General features: G+C 64.3%; 18 protein-coding genes. 8 read left to right on the forward strand and 10 right to left on the reverse strand.

The genetic code is table 11. The features are described 5' to 3' along the window. The 3 genes from ACVWY0_RS13725 to ACVWY0_RS13735 form a co-directional block, all read left to right on the forward strand. Positions 1 to 534, forward strand: a 534-nt coding sequence (locus ACVWY0_RS13725) for a lipoyl synthase (protein WP_485837185.1), incomplete at its 5' end; no start/stop codon positions are given. An 86-nt stretch (positions 535 to 620) separates the two neighbouring features. Then, entirely contained in the window at positions 621 to 1,373 is a 753-nt protein-coding gene (locus tag ACVWY0_RS13730) for a DUF4191 domain-containing protein (RefSeq protein WP_056342167.1), read from the forward strand. Positions 1,374 to 1,472: 99 nt separating this feature from the next. Further along, positions 1,473 to 1,829, forward strand: coding sequence for a DUF3817 domain-containing protein (locus ACVWY0_RS13735; RefSeq protein ID WP_485837186.1), 357 nt, complete (start codon positions 1,473 to 1,475; stop codon positions 1,827 to 1,829). 103 nt (positions 1,830 to 1,932) lie between these two features. On the opposite strand, the gene ACVWY0_RS13740 is transcribed toward ACVWY0_RS13735, so the two are convergent. Then, the gene (locus ACVWY0_RS13740) at positions 1,933 to 2,370 is read right to left on the reverse strand and encodes an RDD family protein (protein WP_485837187.1); all 438 of its coding nucleotides are present in this window, start codon (positions 2,368 to 2,370) and stop codon (positions 1,933 to 1,935) included. 284 nt (positions 2,371 to 2,654) lie between these two features. On the opposite strand from ACVWY0_RS13740, the gene glnA (ACVWY0_RS13745) reads away from it, so the two are divergent. Next, entirely contained in the window at positions 2,655 to 4,079 is a 1,425-nt protein-coding gene (gene glnA / locus ACVWY0_RS13745; RefSeq protein ID WP_056342177.1) for a type I glutamate--ammonia ligase, read from the forward strand. 268 nt (positions 4,080 to 4,347) lie between these two features. On the opposite strand, the gene ACVWY0_RS13750 is transcribed toward glnA (ACVWY0_RS13745), so the two are convergent. From ACVWY0_RS13750 to glnA (ACVWY0_RS13765), 4 genes are all read right to left on the reverse strand, one after another. Beyond that, positions 4,348 to 4,896: a GNAT family N-acetyltransferase gene (locus tag ACVWY0_RS13750; protein ID WP_485837245.1), complete on the reverse strand. Its 549-nt coding sequence runs from the start codon at positions 4,894 to 4,896 to the stop codon at positions 4,348 to 4,350. Further along, complete coding sequence (locus tag ACVWY0_RS13755) at positions 4,875 to 5,318, reverse strand: VOC family protein (RefSeq protein ID WP_485837188.1); 444 nt, start codon at positions 5,316 to 5,318, stop codon at positions 4,875 to 4,877. Before ACVWY0_RS13755 ends, ACVWY0_RS13750 begins: the two co-directional genes overlap by 22 nt. A 66-nt stretch (positions 5,319 to 5,384) precedes the next feature. Then, complete coding sequence (locus ACVWY0_RS13760; protein ID WP_485837189.1) at positions 5,385 to 8,396, reverse strand: bifunctional [glutamine synthetase] adenylyltransferase/[glutamine synthetase]-adenylyl-L-tyrosine phosphorylase; 3,012 nt, start codon at positions 8,394 to 8,396, stop codon at positions 5,385 to 5,387. Between the two features lie 6 nt (positions 8,397 to 8,402). Next, the gene (gene glnA, locus ACVWY0_RS13765; RefSeq protein ID WP_056342417.1) at positions 8,403 to 9,743 is read right to left on the reverse strand and encodes a type I glutamate--ammonia ligase; all 1,341 of its coding nucleotides are present in this window, start codon (positions 9,741 to 9,743) and stop codon (positions 8,403 to 8,405) included. Between the two features lie 264 nt (positions 9,744 to 10,007). Here glnA (ACVWY0_RS13765) and panB point away from each other — a divergent pair, with 264 nt between their 5' ends. Next, complete coding sequence (panB, locus tag ACVWY0_RS13770; RefSeq protein ID WP_485837190.1) at positions 10,008 to 10,913, forward strand: 3-methyl-2-oxobutanoate hydroxymethyltransferase; 906 nt, start codon at positions 10,008 to 10,010, stop codon at positions 10,911 to 10,913. A gap of 35 nt (positions 10,914 to 10,948) precedes the next feature. On the opposite strand, the gene ACVWY0_RS13775 is transcribed toward panB, so the two are convergent. Next, positions 10,949 to 11,113: an SPOR domain-containing protein gene (locus ACVWY0_RS13775; protein WP_252569270.1), complete on the reverse strand. Its 165-nt coding sequence runs from the start codon at positions 11,111 to 11,113 to the stop codon at positions 10,949 to 10,951. A 120-nt stretch (positions 11,114 to 11,233) separates the two neighbouring features. Here ACVWY0_RS13775 and map point away from each other — a divergent pair, with 120 nt between their 5' ends. Continuing rightward, a complete protein-coding gene (gene map, locus ACVWY0_RS13780; protein ID WP_485837191.1) occupies positions 11,234 to 12,112 on the forward strand; it encodes a type I methionyl aminopeptidase in 879 nt (292 codons plus the stop codon). Positions 12,113 to 12,169: 57 nt separating this feature from the next. Next, the gene (gene ppgK, locus ACVWY0_RS13785) at positions 12,170 to 12,973 is read left to right on the forward strand and encodes a polyphosphate--glucose phosphotransferase (RefSeq protein WP_485837192.1); all 804 of its coding nucleotides are present in this window, start codon (positions 12,170 to 12,172) and stop codon (positions 12,971 to 12,973) included. Between the two features lie 77 nt (positions 12,974 to 13,050). On the opposite strand, the gene nrdR is transcribed toward ppgK, so the two are convergent. The 3 genes from nrdR to ACVWY0_RS13800 form a co-directional block, all read right to left on the reverse strand. Continuing rightward, the gene (nrdR, locus tag ACVWY0_RS13790; protein WP_082575857.1) at positions 13,051 to 13,557 is read right to left on the reverse strand and encodes a transcriptional regulator NrdR; all 507 of its coding nucleotides are present in this window, start codon (positions 13,555 to 13,557) and stop codon (positions 13,051 to 13,053) included. 152 nt (positions 13,558 to 13,709) lie between these two features. Further along, on the reverse strand, positions 13,710 to 15,086 hold the full coding sequence (gene hisD, locus ACVWY0_RS13795) for a histidinol dehydrogenase (RefSeq protein WP_485837193.1): 1,377 nt from the start codon (positions 15,084 to 15,086) through the stop codon (positions 13,710 to 13,712). Positions 15,087 to 15,095: 9 nt separating this feature from the next. Further along, positions 15,096 to 15,629, reverse strand: coding sequence for a hypothetical protein (locus ACVWY0_RS13800; protein WP_485837194.1), 534 nt, complete (start codon positions 15,627 to 15,629; stop codon positions 15,096 to 15,098). Positions 15,630 to 15,789: 160 nt separating this feature from the next. Between ACVWY0_RS13800 and ACVWY0_RS13805 the strand changes: the two genes are divergently transcribed. Beyond that, entirely contained in the window at positions 15,790 to 16,287 is a 498-nt protein-coding gene (locus ACVWY0_RS13805) for a flavin reductase family protein (RefSeq protein ID WP_485837195.1), read from the forward strand. Between the two features lie 10 nt (positions 16,288 to 16,297). Here ACVWY0_RS13805 and dnaE read toward each other — a convergent pair whose 3' ends face one another. Beyond that, positions 16,298 to 19,855 carry a DNA polymerase III subunit alpha gene (dnaE, locus tag ACVWY0_RS13810; RefSeq protein WP_485837196.1) on the reverse strand — a complete coding sequence of 1,186 codons (3,558 nt, stop codon included), beginning with the start codon at positions 19,853 to 19,855 and terminating at the stop codon, positions 16,298 to 16,300. Positions 19,856 to 19,886 lie beyond the last annotated feature (31 nt).

Genomic DNA, 19,886 nt, shown 5'->3' on the forward strand with positions numbered 1-19,886 from the left:
TTCTCCGGCAAGCCCGAGCACATCGCGGCGATCTGTGATTCGAAGCCGGAGGTCTTCGCGCACAACGTCGAGACCGTGCCCCGGATTTTCAAGCGCATCCGGCCCGCGTTCCGGTATGACCGGTCCCTGGACGTCATCACCCAGGGCCGGAAGCTGGGCATGGTGACCAAGTCCAACCTGATCCTGGGCATGGGAGAGACCCGCGAGGAGATCTCAGAAGCCCTGCGGGACCTGCACGAGGCCGGCTGCGACCTGATCACCATCACCCAGTACCTGCGCCCGTCCGAACGGCACCTGCCGGTGGACCGCTGGGTCAAGCCCCAGGAATTCGTGGACCTGCAGGACGAGGCCAACGAGATCGGCTTCCTCGGGGTCATGTCCGGGCCGCTGGTCCGTTCCTCCTACCGGGCCGGCCGGCTCTGGGCCACCGCGATGCGCAAGAAGGGCTGGGAAATCCCCGCCGAACTCGCCCACATCGAGTCCTCCGGCAGCACCCGCCAGGAAGCCAGCTCACTGCTCGCCGCACATTCCTAAGCCGTAGTTTGATATCCCTGAGGTCCGGCACCGGACATTCTCCGGCGTCCGGCCCTCAGGCATAAATCACGTAGAATTGAGGAACTATGGCGAACTCCCCTGATTCCAGTAACAGCACTCCGGCGGCCTCTGACGCCCCGAAGCGTGGCCTCTTCTCGCGCAAGCCAAAAGAAGCAAAGGTCAAGAAGCCCAGCCGGCTCAAGCAGATCGGCGAAGTCTTTAACATGACCCGCCGCCATGATCCCATGGTCCCGTGGCTGATGCTGCTGGTGTTCCTGGGTGTTGTGGCTGTCAGCTTCCTGGTGGGTTTTTGGCTGGAAAACTGGATCACCGGCCTGCTCGTCGGTATTCCGTTGGGCCTCCTCGGCGCCACCCTGATCCTTTCGCGTCGTGCCGAACGTGCCGCGTTCGCCCAGATCGAGAACCAGCCCGGAGCCTCAGGCGCGGCACTGGGCACGCTTAAGCGCGGCTGGATCACCGAAGACCAGCCGGTCGCCGTAAACCCGCGCACGCAGGACGCCGTGTTCCGCGCCGTCGGCCGTCCCGGCGTCGTCCTCGTCAGCGAAGGCCCCACCATCCGCGTCAAGCCAATGCTCGACGCCGAGCGTAAGCGCCTTGCGCGCATCCTCCCGAACGTCACGGTCCACATGATCGAAAGCGGCCGCGGCGAGGGCCAGGTTCCCATCAGCCAGGTAGCCAAGAAAATGGGCAAGCTGAAGAATGAACTGACCAAGCTTGAGGTGAATGCGGTTTCCAAGCGCATTTCCTCGCTGGGCAACCGCCTCCCGATTCCCAAAGGAATCGACCCCTACAAAGCGCGCCCCAACCGCGGACGCTAAGACCCTTGAACCGCCCTGGTTCCGGCTTGCCGGAACCAGGGCGGTTTTTGTCTGCCGGACGCCGCCGAACAGGCGGGCACATTGATTGGAAGTAGCATCATGACCATTCCCGTTAGAACCCTTGTTATCCGGGCCTTCCGCGTCCTGGCTGTTGCCGAAGCCTTCAGCTGGGGTGCCCTGCTGGCTGGCATGTACTTCAAGTGGATCGCCAAGACCACCGAACTGGGTGTGGAGATCGCCGGCCCTCTCCATGGTGCGCTGTTTGTGGGCTACGGCATCGCCGCCCTCGCGCTGTGGCGGCTCCAGCGGTGGCCCTTCGTTGTGGCCCTGATCGCAGGACTGTCGGCGGTGTTCCCGTTCGCCACTGTCGCGTTCGAACGCTGGGCCGGAAAGCGCGGCTACCTGACGCCAGGCACGGCCGTTCCTGCCGGGACAAAGGAAACAGCGGGGGTCTGACGGCGCATTGCCCTGTATTCGGGGGCCTCAGGTGTTCGGGGGCCTCAGGTGTTCGGGGGCGTCAGGTGCCGGCGAACCGGCACGGCCGGGTTCCTGATTACTGCTAGCGCCGCACGAGGATGGTATTCATCGCCTTGTCGTGCAGTCCCCGCTGGTCCGGATCGAAAATTACGGCGGGAATCACCAGGCACAGCAGCACTGACCTCACCACGGCAGCCAGCGGACCCGCGGGCCCGCCGCCCAGTCGCAGCACGTGGATCCCGGCCACGCGGTGGCCGATGCTGTAACCGAGGGTGCCCACTAGCAGCATCTGTTCCGCGGCGAAAATCGCCAACGTGGCCCAAGAGTCACCGCCGAAGGCAAAATTGCTGATCAGCAGGGCAATCCCCCAGTCAAGGACGATGGCGAGGATACGCCTGCCCGCCCTGGCGATGGAGCCGGAACCGGATTCGGGCAATCCCAGGCGCTCCCCCGGGTACTTTGAGATGCCGGACGTGTCCGGTCCGCTGAGCCAGGAGCCAATGTCATTGCGATCTACCACCGTCCAAGCTTACCGACTCACCGCCGACCACAGAGTGGAAACCGTTGGACCACACTACGGACACCGGATAGCGTTACCTGATCAGGACAATTCTGTAACCTGAACAGGGCATTCTGTAACCTGCCCGAAACAATGTGGACACTGACGGGAAATGACGTGTCCATAGGCTGATAGCAGTTTCAAGCAATACCTCCCAAGCAGGGAAACTTGGTTTCCCTGCCCTTCGGATTGCGCTGGATCAGTTGGCTTGCCAGCCAGATATTACATATGCGTAAGGAGCATAGATGTTCAAGACTGCGGACGAAGTCCTCAAGTTCATCAAGGACGAAGATATTAAATTCGTCGATATCCGCTTCACCGATCTCCCGGGTGTGCAGCAGCACTTCAACGTGCCGGCAAAGAGCGTCGACGCTGACTTCTTCGTCAACGGCCAGCTCTTCGATGGTTCCTCCATCCGCGGATTCCAGGGCATCGCCGAATCCGACATGCAGCTGATCCCGGACGTCACCACCGCATTCCTGGACACCTTCCGCATGGAGAAGACCCTTGCGCTGAACTTCTCCATTGTGAACCCCCGCACCGGAGACCCTTACCACCGCGATCCCCGCGGCGTGGCCGAAAAGGCTGAGGCCTACCTCGCCTCCACGGGCATCGCCGACACCGCGTTCTTCGCTCCGGAAGCCGAATTCTTCGTCTTCGACAACGTCCAGTACCAGTCCTCCCCCGAGGGCAGCTTCTACAAGATCGACTCCGAAGAAGCACACTGGAACACCGGCCGTGAAGAAGACGGCGGAAACCTCGGCTACAAGACCCCCATCAAGGGCGGCTACTTCCCGGTTTCCCCCACCGACAAGCAGGCTGACCTCCGCGACGCCATGTGCATCGCCCTGGATGAGGCCGGCCTCGAGGTCGAGCGCAGCCACCACGAGGTAGGCTCCGCCGGCCAGGCTGAAATCAACTACAAGTTCACCACCCTGACCCACGCGGCAGATGACCTGCAGAAGTTCAAGTACGTCGTCAAGAACACGGCCGACGCCTGGGGCAAGTCCGTGACCTTCATGCCGAAGCCGGTCTTTGGCGACAACGGTTCGGGCATGCACTGCCACCAGTCGCTGTGGACCAACGGCGAGCCGCTGTTCTACGACGAAAAGGGCTACGCCGGCCTGTCCGACATGGCCCGCTGGTACATCGGCGGCCTGCTGAAGCACTCCTCGTCCGTCCTCGCCTTCACCAACCCGACGGTGAACTCCTACCGCCGCCTGGTCAAGGGCTTCGAAGCTCCGGTCAACATGGTGTACTCGCAGGGCAACCGCTCCGCCGGTATCCGTATCCCCATCACGGGTTCCAACCCCAAGGCCAAGCGCATCGAGTTCCGCGCTCCGGACCCCTCGTCCAACCCGTACCTGGCCTTCGCTGCCCAGCTGATGGCCGGCATTGACGGCATCCGCAACCGCATCGAACCGCCGGCTCCGATCGACAAGGACCTCTACGAGCTGCCCGCCGAGGAAGCCAAGGACATCCCGAAGGCTCCGGGCTCGCTGGAAGAGGCACTGGAGGCCCTGCGCGAGGACAACGAGTTCCTGCAGGCCGGTGGCGTGTTCACCCAGGACCTGATCGACACCTGGATCGAGTACAAGTACGAGTACGAGATCCGCCCGCTGTCCCTGCGCCCGAACCCGTACGAGTTCGAGCTCTACTACGGCGTCTAGCCAGATCCGCGGCTGAACCCGTTCAGCCCGCCAAAAAGTCCGCCCGGGCTGCCAGCGTCAATGCTGCAGGCCGGGCGGGCTTTTTTGTTCCCTAAGGTGGGGGCTGACTCCAGACGTGCTGAGACCAGAAGCCAGCCCCCTGACATGTGCTCCCCGAGACGAAGACTTTTCAAGCCTACCCCCCAACAAGGTTTGAAGAACACCGCCAATCCACATGATCGATCAATGTGGAGCCGGAGGCAATGCCCGGCCGCCGTGTCTGGACGAATTAGCCCGTGAAGCTCCGGTACATGATCCGTTGCGGTCCCGAACCGCCGCCCAGGTACTGCCCCTGGTCCACAAAGCCGGCAGACCTGTACGCGGACAACCCGGCCGGATTGGCTTCGTTGACGGAAAGCACGACGCCGGCCTCGTGAGTTCTGCGCCTGGCCGTCAGTTTCGCGGCCGCCTCCACCGCGGACATTGCCGCCAGCGGCCCGAGGCCCTGCCCCTGGTGGCGCCTGTCGATCAGGAAACCGCGCAACAGCCAGGCCGAATCCTCGTCCGGCCAGCCGGCCAGGCGCGCGGCACCGGCCTGGAGGGTCAGCACGCCCACAGCGTAGCCCGCAGCCTCCACGACATAAGGGAACCGCGAATCCTCCTCCAGTCCCGCCAGGACCATGCGAAGCGGGTCACCAACGAAGCTGCTTTGCCCTGGCCCCAGCTCAATGTTTGCCACCTCACCCAACTGGATGGCAAGCGCATCCGCACCGAGGTCATCCAGGGCAATGAGCCAGACGGAATCAACCCGAGTTTTCAGGTCGGCTGTCCGTCGGATCCGGCGGGAGCCCCGCCCTCGGCCGATGGGCCGGCTGGGTCCATCCACATGACTTCCCACAGATGGCCATCCGGGTCCTGGAAACTGTGGTTGTACATGAAGCCGTAGTCCTGGACCTCCTGGGACGGGGTGCCGCCGGCGGCCAGCGCCTTGCGTACCGTTTCATCCACGGCCTCCTTGCTGTCCACCGAAAATGCCATGATGGCCTCGGTGGAGCTGGTGGCATCGGCCACGGCCCGGGAGGTGAACGTCTTGAAGAAACCCTCCACGAGGAGCATCACAAACGCGTTGTCGTTCATGATCATGCAGGTCGCATTTTCATCGGTGTAGTCCGGGTTAAAGGAGAAGCCAAGGGCGGTGAAGAAATCGACGGACCGCTTCAGATCCTTCACGGGCAGGTTCAGGTAGATTTGCGTAGCCATGGCCCCCAACCTAGCACCGCACCGCGGCAGCTGTCTGCTGCCTTCCGGGAGAACCCCAGACAGCCGCTAATGGCCGTAGAAGGCCTTCTCGAACACCGCACGGGCCCGCCGGCTCAGGCGGAGGTAGTCCTCTTCCAGGGCGGCCGCGTTGCCAGGTTCGTAGCCGCACCAGCGGGCCACCGCCTCAAGGTCCCCGCGGGCGGACGGCAGCGTGTCCGACGCCCTGCCGCTCCAGATGACATTGGCGGACCGGATCCGGCTGGCGAGCCGCCACGCGTCGGCCAGCAGCTTCGCGTCAGGCCCGGTGAGCAGGTCCAGTGCAGCCGCCGCTTCCAGGGCCTCCACCGTGGACGTGGTCCGCAGTTCCGGGTGCTTGGCCGCGTGCTGGAGCTGAAGGAGCTGCACCAGCCACTCGACGTCGCTCAGTCCTCCGCGGCCAAGCTTCACGTGGCGTGCCGGATCCGCCCCGCGCGGCAACCGCTCCGCTTCCACCCGCGCTTTGACCCTGCGAACCTCCCGGACGTCCTGCTCCGAAATCGACTCCGGGTACCTGATGGGGTCGATGAGGGCCAGGAAGTCCTCGGCCAGGGCATCGTCGCCCGCCATGGGCCGGGCCCGCAGCAGCGCCTGCGCTTCCCAGATTAACGACCACCGGCGGTAATATTCGGCGAACGAATCGAGCGAGCGGACCATGGCCCCGTTCTTGCCTTCGGGCCGAAGATCCGCGTCCATCTGCAGCACCCGCTCGGCCATGATGGCCGGCTTGAGCGGCTGCGTGAGCAGGCTGGAGACCTTGGCGACAATCCGGGCCGCCTGATCCTGCGCTTCCTCGTCCGTATAGCCCGGCAACGCGCGGTGCACGTACATGACGTCGGCGTCGGAGCCGTAGCCGATCTCGCGGCCGCCCTGGCGGCCCATCGCCACCACCAATATCGCGGTCTTGAGCGGTCCCGCAGCAGAGACGATGCCTTCGGCCACGCGCAGCGCGCCCAGCACCGCTGCCCGGTCGGTGTCAGCCAGCGCCGCACCCACCTGGTCCTGGTTGAGAAGCCCGGCAGAATCGGCGATCGCGATCCGGAGGATCTCCCGGCGCCTAATGAGCCTGATCAGCCTGATGGCGTTTTCCGGGTCCGAGTGGCGCGACATTTTGGACGTGATCTCCTGCCACTGGGCTTCGAAGCCCAGCGGCACGAGGTCTTTGTTGGTGCCCAGCCACGCCACCGACTCCGGCGAAACCTCCAAAAGATCCGCAATCAGGCGTGAGTTCGAGAGCACGTTGCAAAGCCGTTCAGCCGCCGCCGTGGAATCCCGGAGCATGCCCAGATACCAGTGGGTGGTGCCAAGGGCCTCACTGACGCGCCGGAACGCGAGCAGCCCGGCGTCGGGATCAACACCTTCGGCGAGCCAGTCCAGCAGGACGGGCAGCAGCTGGCGTTGCAGGGCTGCCCGCCGGCTGACACCGGCGGTGAGTGCCTCGATATGCCGCATGGCGCCCCGCGGGTCACGATAGCCCAGCGCGGCGAGGCGGCCCTGGGCGGCCTCCGGCGTCAGCCTGGCGTCCTCGCTGCTGAGTTTGGCAGCGGTGTTAAGCAGCGGACGGTAGAAAATACGTTCGTGCAGTTCGCGGACAGAGCGTTTGGTCTTCTGCCAGGTGGCCAGCAGCGAAGCCGGCGGCGGCCTGTCATTGGAGAAGGGGCTAAGCACTGCCTTTGCGAGGGCGCGCTGTGCCGCTTCGCTGACGGGCATCAGGTGTGTCCGCCGGAGCTGGAACAGCTGGATGCGATGTTCCAGGAGGCGAAGGTACCGGTACGCGTGATCGAAAGCGGCGGCGTCGGTCCTGCCGATGTAGCCTCCGGCTGAGAGTGCCGCTATTGCCGCGGTGGTATCCCTGCGCCGAATGGTTTCGTCGGATTTTCCGTGCACCAGCTGGAGCAGCTGCACGGTGAACTCCACGTCCCGGAGGCCGCCGCGGCCGAGTTTGATCTGCCGCTGTTCCTCCGCCGCCGGGATATGCTCGGTAACCCTTCGGCGCATCGCCTGCACGGACTCCACGAACCCTTCACGGCCGGCGGAGCTCCAGATCAATGGGGCCACGGCTTTTTCGTAGCGTTCCCCCAGGTCCTTGTCACCGGCGATGGTCCGCGCCTTCAGGAGCGCCTGGAATTCCCAACTCTCTGCCCAGCGGGCGTAGTAGCTTTCGTGTGAGGCCAAAGTTCGGACCAGTGGGCCGGACTTGCCCTCCGGCCGCAGGTTGGCATCCACTTCCCAGAGCCCAGGTTCACGTGCCACTGAGGAGATCGCCCGGGAAATACCAGCGGCCAACGCTGTGCCGATAGTACTGGCACGGGCGTCGTCCAGGTCGCCGGCGTCGATCACGTAGATGACGTCGACGTCGGAAATATAGTTCAGTTCCCGCGCTCCGCATTTGCCCATCCCGATGACGGCCAGGCCAACGGCGGCCACCTCCCCGGCGCTGAACTGCTCAGCAGCCTCGGCACGGGAAACTGCCAGCGCAGCCTCGATCGCGGCCCCTGCCAGGTCAGCGAGTTCAGCTCCGACGGCGGGCATAAAGTCCAGCGGGTCAGCAGCGCACATGTCCTTGACCGCCAGGTCCACCACCCCGCGGCGGTAGGCCGACCGCAGCGCGGCATAGGCGTCGGCTCCGGTCATTCCCGCCACGGGCCGTGCTGACCCGGGTTCCGCGAGGACGGATTTCAGGAGGACAGAGCGGAGGTGTTCCGGGTCTGCCTGAAGTGGCTCGGGACTGGCCGTGACGTCGAAGGCGTCCAGGTGCTCAGGGTGCCGGATGAGGAATTCCCCCAGCGCTTCGGAGGCCCCGAGCACCCGGTAGAGCGGCTCGCTGACCTCCGGATCGGCCGCGGCCAGCTCCCGGAGACCGGGGTGCTTTTCGATCAGCCGCACCAGTGACTGCAGTGCGGTGTCAGGATTGGCGGCCATTTGCAGGCCGGCGAAAATCCTGTCCGGGTCCAAGCCGTCCAGTTCCGGGGCAGCAAGGAAGCGCTCACCCTTCTCCAGGTCACTGAAGCCGGCTGAGATGAGGCGGCGTGCGAGGCTCACCGCCGCCTAGAGAATGCCGAGGTTGCGCTGCAGCTCGTAGGGCGTCACCTGGAGCCGGTAGTCCTGCCATTCGGCACGCTTGTTGCGCAGGAAGTGCTCGAAGACCTGCTCGCCGAGGATCTGCGGCATCAGTTCGGAGTCCTCCATGGACCGGATGGCATCGTGAAGGCTGGCGGGCAGGGGGTCGTGGCCCATGGCACGGCGCTCGGCGGAGCTCAGCGACCAGACGTCGTCCTCTGCCGCGGCGGGCAGGTCGTAGCCTTCTTCGATCCCCTTAAGCCCGGCCCCCAGCAGGACGGCATAGGCAAGGTAGGGGTTCGCTGCCGAATCGATGCCGCGGTATTCGATGCGGGCCGACTGGCCCTTGCCGGGCTTGTACAGCGGGACCCGGACCAGGGCCGAACGGTTGTTGTGGCCCCAGCTGAGGTAGCTTGGCGCTTCGCCGCCACCCCAGAGCCTCTTGTAGGAGTTTACGAACTGGTTGGTCACAGCCGTGAACTCGGGAGCGTGCTTCAGGATGCCTGCGATGAACTGGCGGGCCGTCTTGGAAAGCTGGAATTCGGCGCCCGCCTCGTAAAAAGCGTTGGTGTCGCCCTCGAACAGCGAGAAGTGCGTGTGCATCCCGGAGCCGGGGTGGTCGGTGAAAGGCTTGGGCATAAACGTGGCGTAGGTTCCCTGCTGGAGGGCCACTTCCTTGATCACCGTGCGGAACGTCATGATGTTGTCCGCGGTCTGCAGGGCGTCCGCGTAGCGCAGGTCGATCTCGTTCTGGCCGGGACCGGCTTCATGGTGGCTGAACTCAACCGAAATGCCCACGGATTCCAGCATGGTCACGGCCGTACGGCGGAAATCCTGCGCCACGCCGCCGGGAACGTGATCGAAGTAGCCGCCCTCGTCAACGGGTACCGGAGCACCGTCGGGCCCGGGCTGCTGGGACTTGAGGAGGTAGAACTCGATCTCCGGGTGCGTGTAGCACGTAAAGCCCATGTCCGCAGCCTTGGCCAGCGTGCGCTTGAGGACATTGCGGGGATCCGCCGCCGACGGTTCGCCGTCCGGAGTCAGGATGTCGCAGAACATACGCGAGGTCTGTTCGGTCTCGCCACGCCACGGCAGGATCTGGAACGTGGACGGATCCGGCTGCGCCAGCATGTCCGATTCGAACACGCGTGCCAGGCCTTCGATGGCTGAACCGTCGAAACCGAGCCCTTCCTCAAACGCACCTTCAACCTCGGCCGGGGCAAGTGCCACAGATTTGAGTGAACCTACGACGTCGGTGAACCACAAACGTACGAACCGTACGTCGCGCTCCTCGATTGTGCGCAGGACAAACTCTTGCTGGCGGTCCATGATGGCCTCTTCTCCGGTCAATCGTTCATGCCCCGGGTCCGCGGAAGCGGCAGCCGGCAGCAGTTCACCATCACTTTACTAAGCAATCGGCTCCAATGCGGGCGACGGCGCCGCACGTAACACAGCGTTTACACAGCAACCATTGACGGCCGAGCCCACAGGTGGCAAAAATGCCCTTGGCGGGCACGTGAATATGACGCGGATCACGGTCCGCCGGCCCGTCTGCGGTGGCTAGGACTGCTGCTGCCGCATTACGCTCTTGCCATGGCCTCAACCAATAGCTCTGAGTCAAGCGCGTCCGCTGAAGTACACGCACCGTACGGAAACGGACCTGCACCGGTGCAGCCGCCGTCGTCGGAAGTGAACGCGAAGCCCGCACCCAGGGTGCGTATCCACCACCTGCTGCAGGCCAAGCGGGACGGCAAACGCTTCGCCATGCTGACCGCCTACGAGCAGTACAGCGCGGAGATCTTCGACCAGGCTGGCATCGAGGTCCTCCTGGTAGGCGACTCGGCGTCCAACAACGTATTCGGCAACGAGACCAGCCTGCCGGTCACAGTGGATGAACTCCTGCCCCTCTGCCGCGCCGTGGCGCGATCCGCCAAGCGGGCCCTGGTGGTGGCAGACCTGCCGTTCGGCAGTTATGAAGTCTCGGCGCAGCAGGGTGTGGAAACAGGTGTCCGGTTCCTCAAGGAGGGGCTGGCCCATGCCGTCAAGATCGAGGGCGGAAAATACTACGCGGAAACCGTCCGGGCCATGGTCCAGGCCGGCGTCCCGGTGATGGCCCATATCGGCTTCACCCCCCAGAGTGAACACGCGCTGGGCGGATACCGGGTCCAGGGCCGCGGGGATGACGCCCAGCGATTGATTGACGACGCCGTTGCGCTGGTGGAGGCGGGGGCGTTCGCCGTCCTGATGGAAATGGTTCCGGCGGACACTGCGGCCGCCGTTGACGCGGCGGTCAGCGTGCCGACGGTGGGGATCGGCGCCGGCAACGCCACCACGGGGCAGGTGCTGGTGTGGCAGGACATGGCCGGGTTCCGCAGCGGCAAGATGGCGAAGTTCGTCAAACAATATGCCGACCTGCGCACTACCCTCAGTGACGCGGCGAAGGCGTACGGCGACGAGGTCCGTTCAGGCCAGTTCCCCGGACCGGAGCACTCCTTCTAGGCACGGCAGGCCACGGGGCCGGGCCAGGCTACGGCTCAGTCCTCCTCGCCCTTTTCCCAGGCCTCGTTGCGGGCCCGGACTTTTTCGAGGGCGTGTTCGGCCTCTTCCCGCGTTTTGTAAGGGCCGATCAGCTGGCTCCAGTCTGAGAGTGCGTCCTCTTCCACCTCGTGGGTGTTCACGTTGTACCAGTACTCAGTCATCGGTCCTCCTCGTTCCAGCTGGCGGGGGCCCTGCCGTGATCCACGTAACTTAACCGTGGATGCGGACAGCTTGGGGCTTCCAGTTACTTGGCCTAATGCGGTGCCTTATATGATCAATCTATGCCTTCCCTAGCCTCGACTGCACCCACCGGCACCCTTACCCGCGGAACCGTCAGCCCGCAGCTCCCCGTTCCCGCGTCCATCCCGCGCCCGGAATACGTAGGCAAGCCCGGCCCGGCCAAGTTCACCGGCTCCGAGATCAAATCCGCCGAGACCGTTGAGAAAATCCGGATCGCCAGCCGGATCGCCGCACAGGCCATCGTTGAGGTGGGCAACCACATCAGGCCCGGCGTTACCACCGACCAGTTGGACAAGGTGGGTCACGAATTCCTGCTGGACCACAAGGCCTACCCGTCCACGCTTGGCTACCGCGGGTTCCCGAAGTCCCTGTGCTCGTCGCTGAATGAAGTGATCTGCCACGGCATCCCGGACAGCACCGTGGTTCAGGACGGCGACATCCTCAACATCGACATCACCGCTTTTATCAACGGAGTCCACGGCGACACGAACCACACCTTCCTGGTGGGCGACGTCGACGACGAGTCGCGCCTGCTGGTGGAGCGCACCCGGGAATCCCTCAACCGGGCCATCAAAGCCGTGGCTCCCGGCCGGGAGATCAACGTGATCGGCCGGGCCATCCAGTCCTACGCCAAGCGTTTCGGCTACGGCGTGGTGCGGGACTTCACCGGCCACGGCGTGGGCGAAGCGTTCCATACGGGCCTGATCATCCCCCACTACGATGCAGCGCCGGCCTACAACACAGTCATCGAGGCCGGCATGGTGTTCACCATCGAACCCATGCTGACCCTCGGCACCACCGAATGGGACATGTGGGAGGACGACTGGACAGTTGTCACCCGCGACCACAAGCGGACCGCCCAGTTTGAGCACACACTGCTGGTGACAGAATCCGGCGCCGAAATCCTCACGCTCCCCTGAAATTTTTTCCGGTCAGCCGCCCGGCCGACCTGCCGCCCTGCCACGAACGGAACAACATTGGCCAAGAAGGACGAGAAGTCGCACAAGAACGCCCCGCTGATCGGCATTGACATCGGCGGTACGGGAATCAAGGGCGGCATTGTCGACCTGAAAAAAGGCAAGCTGCTGGGTGAGCGGTTCCGCGTGCCTACGCCCCAGCCCGCCACCCCTGACGCCGTAGCCGACGTCGTGGCGCAGGTGGTTGCCGAGCTTTCAAGCCGCCCGGAGGCTCCGGCCGCGGATTCGCCCGTGGGCGTCACCTTCCCCGGCATCATCCAGCATGGCGTGGTCCATTCGGCGGCCAATGTGGACAAGACCTGGCTCCAGACCGACATTGATGCTTTGCTGACCGCACGCCTTGGCCGCCCGGTGGAGGTCATTAACGACGCCGACGCCGCCGGGCTGGCGGAGGCCCGTTTTGGTGCGGGTCAGGGGGTGGATGGCACTGTCCTGGTGATCACCCTGGGCACCGGAATTGGCTCGGCATTCATCTTCGATGGCCGCCTCGTCCCCAACGCAGAACTGGGGCACCTGGAGATCGACGGCTTTGACGCCGAAAGCAAAGCCTCAGCCGTGGCCCGCGAAAGGGACGGACTGAGCTGGGAGGAATACAGCGTGCTGCTGCAGCGCTACTTCTCGCACGTGGAATTCCTGTTCTCGCCCGAGCTGTTCATCGTGGGCGGTGGCATCTCCAAGCGCGCAGACGAATACCTGCCGCACCTCAAACTGCGCACCCGGATCGTGCCGGCCGAACTCAAGAATGAGGCCGGGATTGTCGGTGCCGCCGTCGAAATTGCCATTAAGCACAAGCTCACAAAATAGCCGGTAGCTGCCCGGCGCCGAGGGGCAGCCGGTGCCGGTGGTGGCGGCGGCTTCCCCTCCGCGGCCACCACCGGAGCTTACAGGGGGCTCTTTTCGGAGCTCTTCGCTGGCGCCGCCGCGGGTTGCGTGCCTTCTTCCCCGGACTCGTGGCGGAGCAGGGCAATGGCGGTCTCGAAGTCCTCAAGGGATTCGAAGGCCTGATACACGCTGGCAAAACGCAGGTAGGCCACCTGGTCAAGCTTCTGCAGCGGACCAAGGATGATCAGGCCGACTTCATGGGCGTCGATCTCGGCCGCGCCCGAGGCACGGATCTGCTCCTCCACCTCCTGGGCAAGGAGCGCCAGGTCGTCTTCGCTGACCGGCCGGCCCTGGCATGCCTTGCGCACGCCGTTGATGACCTTGCTGCGGCTGAATGGTTCGCCCACCCCGGAGCGTTTGATCACTGAAAGGCTGGTGGTTTCCACGGTGGTGAACCTGCGGCCGCATTCCGGGCACTGCCGGCGGCGGCGGATGGCCGAGCCGTCATCTGCCATGCGGCTGTCCACAACGCGGGAGTCCGGATTGCGGCAAAATGGACAGTACATGGTGTCCCCTCCCTCGATGTCTTCCGGCGCCGACGTTTCCGGCCCCGGCGGACCTCTCCGTCTCTCAGTTTACGACTACATGTAGCGGAATAACAATCCTGTAATTACCACATGTAGTGGTGCCCGCAGCCGGCCCCGCGAGGCCTGCTGCGTCAGCGGGCCTCGCGGAAGCGCGCCGTGACCGCTTCACCGTGCGCCGGCAGGTCCTCGGCACCGGACAGGCTCACAATGTGGCCGCTGACTTCCTGCAGCGCGGCCCGGCTGTAGTTGATGACCTGGATGGCGCGCAGGAAAGTGGTGACGTTCAGTCCGGAGGAAAACGCCGCGGTCCCGCTGGTGGGCAGGACGTGGTTGGAGCCGGCGCAGTAGTCGCCCAGGCTGACAGGACTGTAGTCCCCCACAAAGATCGCACCGGCGTTCCGGATCCGGGCAGCGACCGCCGGCGCGTCAGCGGTCATGATTTCTAGGTGTTCAGCGGCGTAGGCGTCGCAGGCGGCGATGCCTTGTTCCAGGTCCTCTACCAGGACAACTCCCGACTGCGGTCCGGAGAGCGCCTCGCATACGCGCGCGGAGTGCTTGGTGCCGGCCGCCTGCCGGTCCAGTTCGATGCGGACCGCCGCGGCCAGGTCCTCCGAGTCCGTGATGAGCACGGAAGCCGCCTGGGGGTCGTGCTCCGCCTGGCTGATCAGGTCTGCCGCCACCAGGTCAGGTTGCGCCGTTGAATCAGCCAGGATCGCGATTTCGGTGGTCCCCGCCTCGGAATCGATTCCCACCACACCCTTGACCAGGCGCTTCGCCGTAGCCACAAAAATGTTTCCCGGACCCGTGACTACATCAACGGGCTCCAGCGCCGGCCCGGCGTCATGTGCCGGCACTCCGTAAGCGAACGCAGCGATGGCCTGGGCCCCGCCGATGGCGTAGACCTCGTCGATGCCGAGCAGGGCCGCTGCCGCGAGGATGGTGGGGTGCGGGAGGCCGCCGAAGTCCTTCTGCGGCGGCGATGCCAGGGCGATGGACTGCACTCCCGCAGCCAGCGCCGGGACAACATTCATGATGACCGACGACGGATAGACGGCGAGACCGCCGGGGACGTACAAGCCGACCCGCGATACCGGCACCCAGTTCTGGCTCACCAGCGCACCGTCGCCGAGTTCGACGTCGAGATCCCGCGGCCGCTGCCCGTCCGCGAAGCGCCGGGCCCGGCTGATGGATTCTTCCAATGCGCTGCGTACCGCCGGATCCAGTTCCGCCAGCGCCCGGGCCAGCGAGGCCGCCGGGACGCGGGGGTGGACCTGCTGGACTCCGTCGAAACGGAGTGCCAGGTCGCTGAGGGCTGCGAAGCCGTCCTCGCGGACGGCTTTGATGATATCCAGCACTTTTTGTTCCGCATCCGCCACGGTGTGCTGCCGGGCACGGGGAACAGCGGCGCGCAAACCGGCAAGCGTCAGGCCCCTGCCCCGAAGGTCGACAGTCCGGAAGCTGACAGCGGCGGCAGGCGGGGTGGCAGGAAGTTCAGGAGAAATGGTCACCGGTCCATTTTACGCGCCGGGCGCGTTGCCTTCGGCTACCGGCGTGCCCGCACTCCCGGGCCCGCTCTTGAGCAGGTTTATCAGGCTCAGGACAAACACGGACGTGGCAGTCGCGGCCGGCCACAGGATCAGCACGGACAGGGACCGGAGCGAGAACGCGACGCTGGCATTGACAGACGTATCTGCGGGGCCGCCCCACAGCTGGCCCGCAAGCACTCCGGTCAGCCACGCAATCAGGGCGCCGCCCAGTCCGCCGGCCAGGCCGAGGAGGAAGGCCGCCTGGGCATCGCGGCCGCCTCTATCGGTCAGGAAGACGGCCCCCAGGCACCCTGCGAACACACAAAGCCCGGCAAGGGTGAGGTCCCTGAGCAGCCAGACCTCTGGATTGGTGCCGTCCGCCAGGGCGGGGTTGCGGGTGATCAGGTTCAATCCGCCTGGGGCGAGAAGCCACCACAGCAGGCCAACGGGTACACCACCGGCAGCTGCAGCGGCAAACCATTTCCACGGCAGCCGGGAAGACCGGCGGCTGATGTGTTCTCTCATGAAACAAACCTTAACAAATGTCGGGTGTGGCCGATCAGATGACGTGGGCAGTCTTGACAAATGACGTGCCGGGTCCAGCGATTGCTCCCTCTCCGGCGGGGACTAATACCCTTATGGAAGAGTCCATTTCAGCCTGCTTTTTCAGGGAGCAACTTTCAAGATGACAGACAAAACGCCGTTCGAGGGCACCTTCAAGGAAATGTTCCGGCGGCATGCGGCCGGGGTCGCGATCATCACCGTAAACTACCAGGGCGAGCCCTACGGCTTTACCGCCACGTCCGTGGCGTCGCTGTCGGCACAGCCGCCGCGGTTTACCTTCAACATGGCCCGCAGCTCAAGTTCCTGGCCGGCCGTGGCCAACGCCACCCATCTTGGTGTCCACATGCTGGGTCTGGAAAACCAGGCGCTGGCCGACCGTTTCGCGCGCACCAAGGACAGGTTCGGCGGGGACCACTGGGAACTTGGCCCGCACGAGGTTCCGATCCTCAAAGACGTCGCGGGCTGGCTGATCGGGAAGATCCAGATGCGGCTGTCCTTCGAGAACAACGCCATAGTTGTGGTTGAAGTTGTGGAAGGAGAAGTGGGCGACGACGGTTCGCCGCTCCTCTACCACTCCGGCGGCTATGGCCAGCCTGTCCCGCTGGACTACGAGATCTAGTTACGGCAACCTAGTTATCCAGGCAGGTTGGGCCCAGGAGCACCTTCAGGTCGCCGAACAATGACGGACTGGGATTGACCCTGAGATGGACGGGCAGGCCCATGACTTCCGTCCGGGTGTCCCCCTGCAGGTGCAGCCGGACTTCCGAGTTTCCCCGGTGGTTGCGCAGGACATCGCCCAGTTCGGTGACAACAGCTTCGGTGGCCTTGTGGGTGGGCATCGAAATGAGCACGGGGCCGTTGGTTCCTTCACTGAGGTCCGGAACGGACAGTTCCATGCAGTTCAAAGCGATGGCACCGTCGTCCCGCCGCTGCAGGCGGCCCTTGACCACCACGATCAGGTCCTCGGCAAGGACCGATGCGATGGGGCCGTACACCTGGCCGAAGAACATCACCTCCATCGAACCGCCGAGGTCTTCGATTTCGGCACGGGCATAGGCGTTGCCACTCGCCTTGGCGATCCTGCGGCTGAGCGAGGTGATCATGCCGGAGATGGTGATGATGGCGCCGTCGTGCGGCCCGTCTTCGCCGATGATCGAGGTGATGGACTGGTCCGCGTGCTGGCTGAGGAGACCTTCCAGGCCCTGCAGCGGGTGGTCAGAAACATACAGGCCGAGCATGTCGCGCTCAAACGAGAGCTTGTCCTTCTTCTCCCATTCCGGCAGGTCGGGAATCTCAATGGTCAGCGACGCTTCGGACTCGGCCTCCCCGAAACCGGCGAAGAGATCGAACTGGCCGATCGCTTCGTTTCGCTTGAGCGTGATGACTGAGTCGATGGCCTCTTCATGGATCATCGCCAGCGCGCGCCGGTGGTGGTTGAGGGAATCGAAGGCTCCGGCCTTGATCAGGGATTCAATGGTCCTCTTGTTGCAGACCACCGCGGGAACCTTCATGAGGTAGTCCTTGAAGGACGTGTAGGCGCCTTCCTTTTCGCGCGCGGCCACCATGGCTTCGACGGCGTTGACGCCAACGTTGCGGATGGCGCCCATGCCGAAGCGGATGTCGGTGCCCACCGGGGTGAAGTTCAGCGCGGATTCGTTCACATCCGGTGGCAGCACGGTGATTCCCATGCGCCGGCATTCGTTGAGGTAGATAGCCGATTTGTCCTTGTCGTCACCGACCGACGTCAGCAGGGCAGCCATGTACTCCGGCGCAAAGTGCGCCTTCAGGTAGGCGGTCCAATAGGAGATCACGCCATACGCAGCCGAGTGGGCCTTGTTGAAGGCGTAGTCGGAGAACGGCAGCAGGATGTCCCACAGGGTCTTGACGGCGGCCATGGAATAGCCGTTGTCCTGCATGCCCTGGGAGAAACCTGCGAACTGCTTGTCCAGCTCGGATTTCTTCTTTTTACCCATGGCGCGCCGCAGGATGTCTGCCTGCCCGAGGGAATAGCCGGCGAGTTTCTGGGCCACGGCCATCACCTGCTCCTGATAGACGATCAGGCCGTAGGTTCCGCCGAGGATTTCAGCAAGGGGTTCCTTGAGTTCGGGATGGATCGGAATGACTTCCTGGATCCCGTTTTTGCGCAGCGCGTAGTCGGTGTGCGCGTTGGCGCCCATCGGACCGGGACGATAGAGCGCCAGCACGGCGGAGATGTCTTCGAAGTTGTCAGGCTTCATCAGCTTCAGCAGGGAGCGCATGGGTCCGCCATCAAGCTGGAACACGCCCAGGGTATCGCCCCGGGCCAGCAGTTCATAGGACGCGACGTCGTCAAGGGCCAGGCTGTCCAGGTCCAGATCCAGGCCGCGGTTGAGCTTGATGTTCTCCAGGGCGTCGGAAATGATCGTCAGGTTCCGCAGGCCGAGGAAGTCCATCTTGATCAGGCCCAGGCCCTCACAGGTGGGGTAGTCGAACTGTGTGATCACCTGGCCGTCCTGGATGCGCCGCATGACCGGGATGACGTCGATGATGGGGTCCGAGGACATAATGACGCCAGCGGCGTGCACGCCCCACTGGCGCTTCAGCCCCTCAATGCCGAGAGCCGTCTCGAAGACCTTGGCAGCCTCGGGATCAGTAGCGATCAGCTGGCGGAAGTCACCGGCCTCGCTGTAGCGCTTTGAGTCCTTGTTCTGGATGTCGGCGAGCGGGATGTCCTTGGCCATCACGGCCGGCGGGAGCGCCTTGGTCAGCTGCTCCCCCATGCTGAACGGGTAACCCAGCACACGGGAGGAGTCCTTCAACGCCTGCTTGGTCTTGATGGTGCCGTACGTGACAATCATGGCCACGCGCTCGTCGCCGTATTTCCGGGTCACATAGTCGATGACCTCGGACCGGCGCCGGTCATCGAAGTCAACGTCGAAGTCAGGCATGGACACACGGTCCGGGTTGAGGAACCGTTCGAAGATCAGGCCGTGCAGGAGCGGATCAAGGTCTGTGATGCGCATGGCGTACGCCACCATGGAGCCGGCTCCGGAGCCACGGCCCGGACCGACGCGGATGCCGTTCTTCTTCGCCCAGTTGATGAAGTCGGCCACCACCAGGAAGTATCCCGGGAACCCCATGGACGTGATGACTTCGAGCTCGTAGTCAGCCTGGGTGCGGACTTTGTCCGGGACACCGCCCGGGTACCGGTATTCCAGTCCGGTGGCAACTTCCTTGACCAGCCAGGATGTCTCGTCCTCGCCCGGCGGGCACGGGAACCGCGGCATGTAGTTAGCACTGGTGTTGAACGAGACATCGCAGCGCTCGGCGATCAGCAGGGTGTTGTCGCAAGCATCCGGGTGGTCCCTGAACAGCTCCCGCATCTCCTGCGGGGATTTGAGGTAGTAGCCGCTGCCGGAGAACGCGAAGCGGGAACCGCCGTTGTCATACGATGGCTCCAGCAGCGTGGAACCCGACTGGATGGCAAGCAGGGCCTCGTGCGCCTTGGCGTCGTGTTCGTGCGTGTAATGCAGGTCGTTGGTCGCCACCAGCGGCAGGTTCAGGTCCTTGGCCAGCCGCAGCAGGTCCCCCGTTACCCGGCGTTCAATGTCCAGGCCGTGGTCCATCAGTTCGCAGAAATAGTTCTCCGCACCGAAAATGTCACGAAATTCCGAGGCGGCTTCCATGGCCTCGCGGTACTGGCCCAGCCGCAGCCGGGTCTGGACCTCCCCCGAAGGGCAGCCAGTAGTGGCGATCAGGCCTTCGGAGTATGTGTTCAGGAGCTCACGGTCCAAACGTGGCCACTTGCCGAAGACTGCGTCCAGCGAGCCAATGGACGAGGCCCGGAAGAGGTTGCGCATGCCGACGTTGTTATAGCTCAGCAGCGTCATGTGGGTGTAGGAGCCACCGCCGGAGATGTCGTCCTTGCGCTGGTGTTCCTCGCCCCAGCGGACACGGCTTTTGTCCGTCCGTGCGGTGCCGGGGGTGACGTAGGCTTCGACGCCGATAATCGGCTTGATCCCCTGGTCCGTGGCGCGCTTCCAGAAATCGAAAGCCCCGAACAGGTACCCGTGGTCGGTGGTGGCCAGGGCCGGCATCCCGAGGCGTTCAGTCTCGTTGAAGAGCTCACCCAGGCGGGCTGCGCCATCCAACATGGAGTATTCGGTGTGGTTGTGGAGATGGACGAACGAGGCATTGCTGGAAGTCACCGCACCATTCTAAGCGCTGGCGGACCGCCAA

Source organism: Arthrobacter sp. UYNi723 (genome assembly GCF_054057635.1).

Bases quoted from the DNA above. Each gene is read 5' to 3' on its own strand.
- ACVWY0_RS13775 (WP_252569270.1), bottom strand. From the start codon at position 11,113: ATGACTGAGTACTGGTACAACGTGAACACCCACGAGGTGGAAGAGGAC.
- map (WP_485837191.1), top strand. From the start codon at position 11,234: ATGCCTTCCCTAGCCTCGACTGCACCCACCGGCACCCTTACCCGCGGA.
- ACVWY0_RS13755 (WP_485837188.1), bottom strand. From the start codon at position 5,318: ATGGCTACGCAAATCTACCTGAACCTGCCCGTGAAGGATCTGAAGCGG.
- glnA (WP_056342177.1), top strand. From the start codon at position 2,655: ATGTTCAAGACTGCGGACGAAGTCCTCAAGTTCATCAAGGACGAAGAT.
- ACVWY0_RS13805 (WP_485837195.1), top strand. From the start codon at position 15,790: ATGACAGACAAAACGCCGTTCGAGGGCACCTTCAAGGAAATGTTCCGG.
- ACVWY0_RS13800 (WP_485837194.1), bottom strand. From the start codon at position 15,629: ATGAGAGAACACATCAGCCGCCGGTCTTCCCGGCTGCCGTGGAAATGG.
- ACVWY0_RS13735 (WP_485837186.1), top strand. From the start codon at position 1,473: ATGACCATTCCCGTTAGAACCCTTGTTATCCGGGCCTTCCGCGTCCTG.
- panB (WP_485837190.1), top strand. From the start codon at position 10,008: ATGGCCTCAACCAATAGCTCTGAGTCAAGCGCGTCCGCTGAAGTACAC.
- ACVWY0_RS13730 (WP_056342167.1), top strand. From the start codon at position 621: ATGGCGAACTCCCCTGATTCCAGTAACAGCACTCCGGCGGCCTCTGAC.
- glnA (WP_056342417.1), bottom strand. From the start codon at position 9,743: ATGGACCGCCAGCAAGAGTTTGTCCTGCGCACAATCGAGGAGCGCGAC.
- nrdR (WP_082575857.1), bottom strand. From the start codon at position 13,557: ATGTACTGTCCATTTTGCCGCAATCCGGACTCCCGCGTTGTGGACAGC.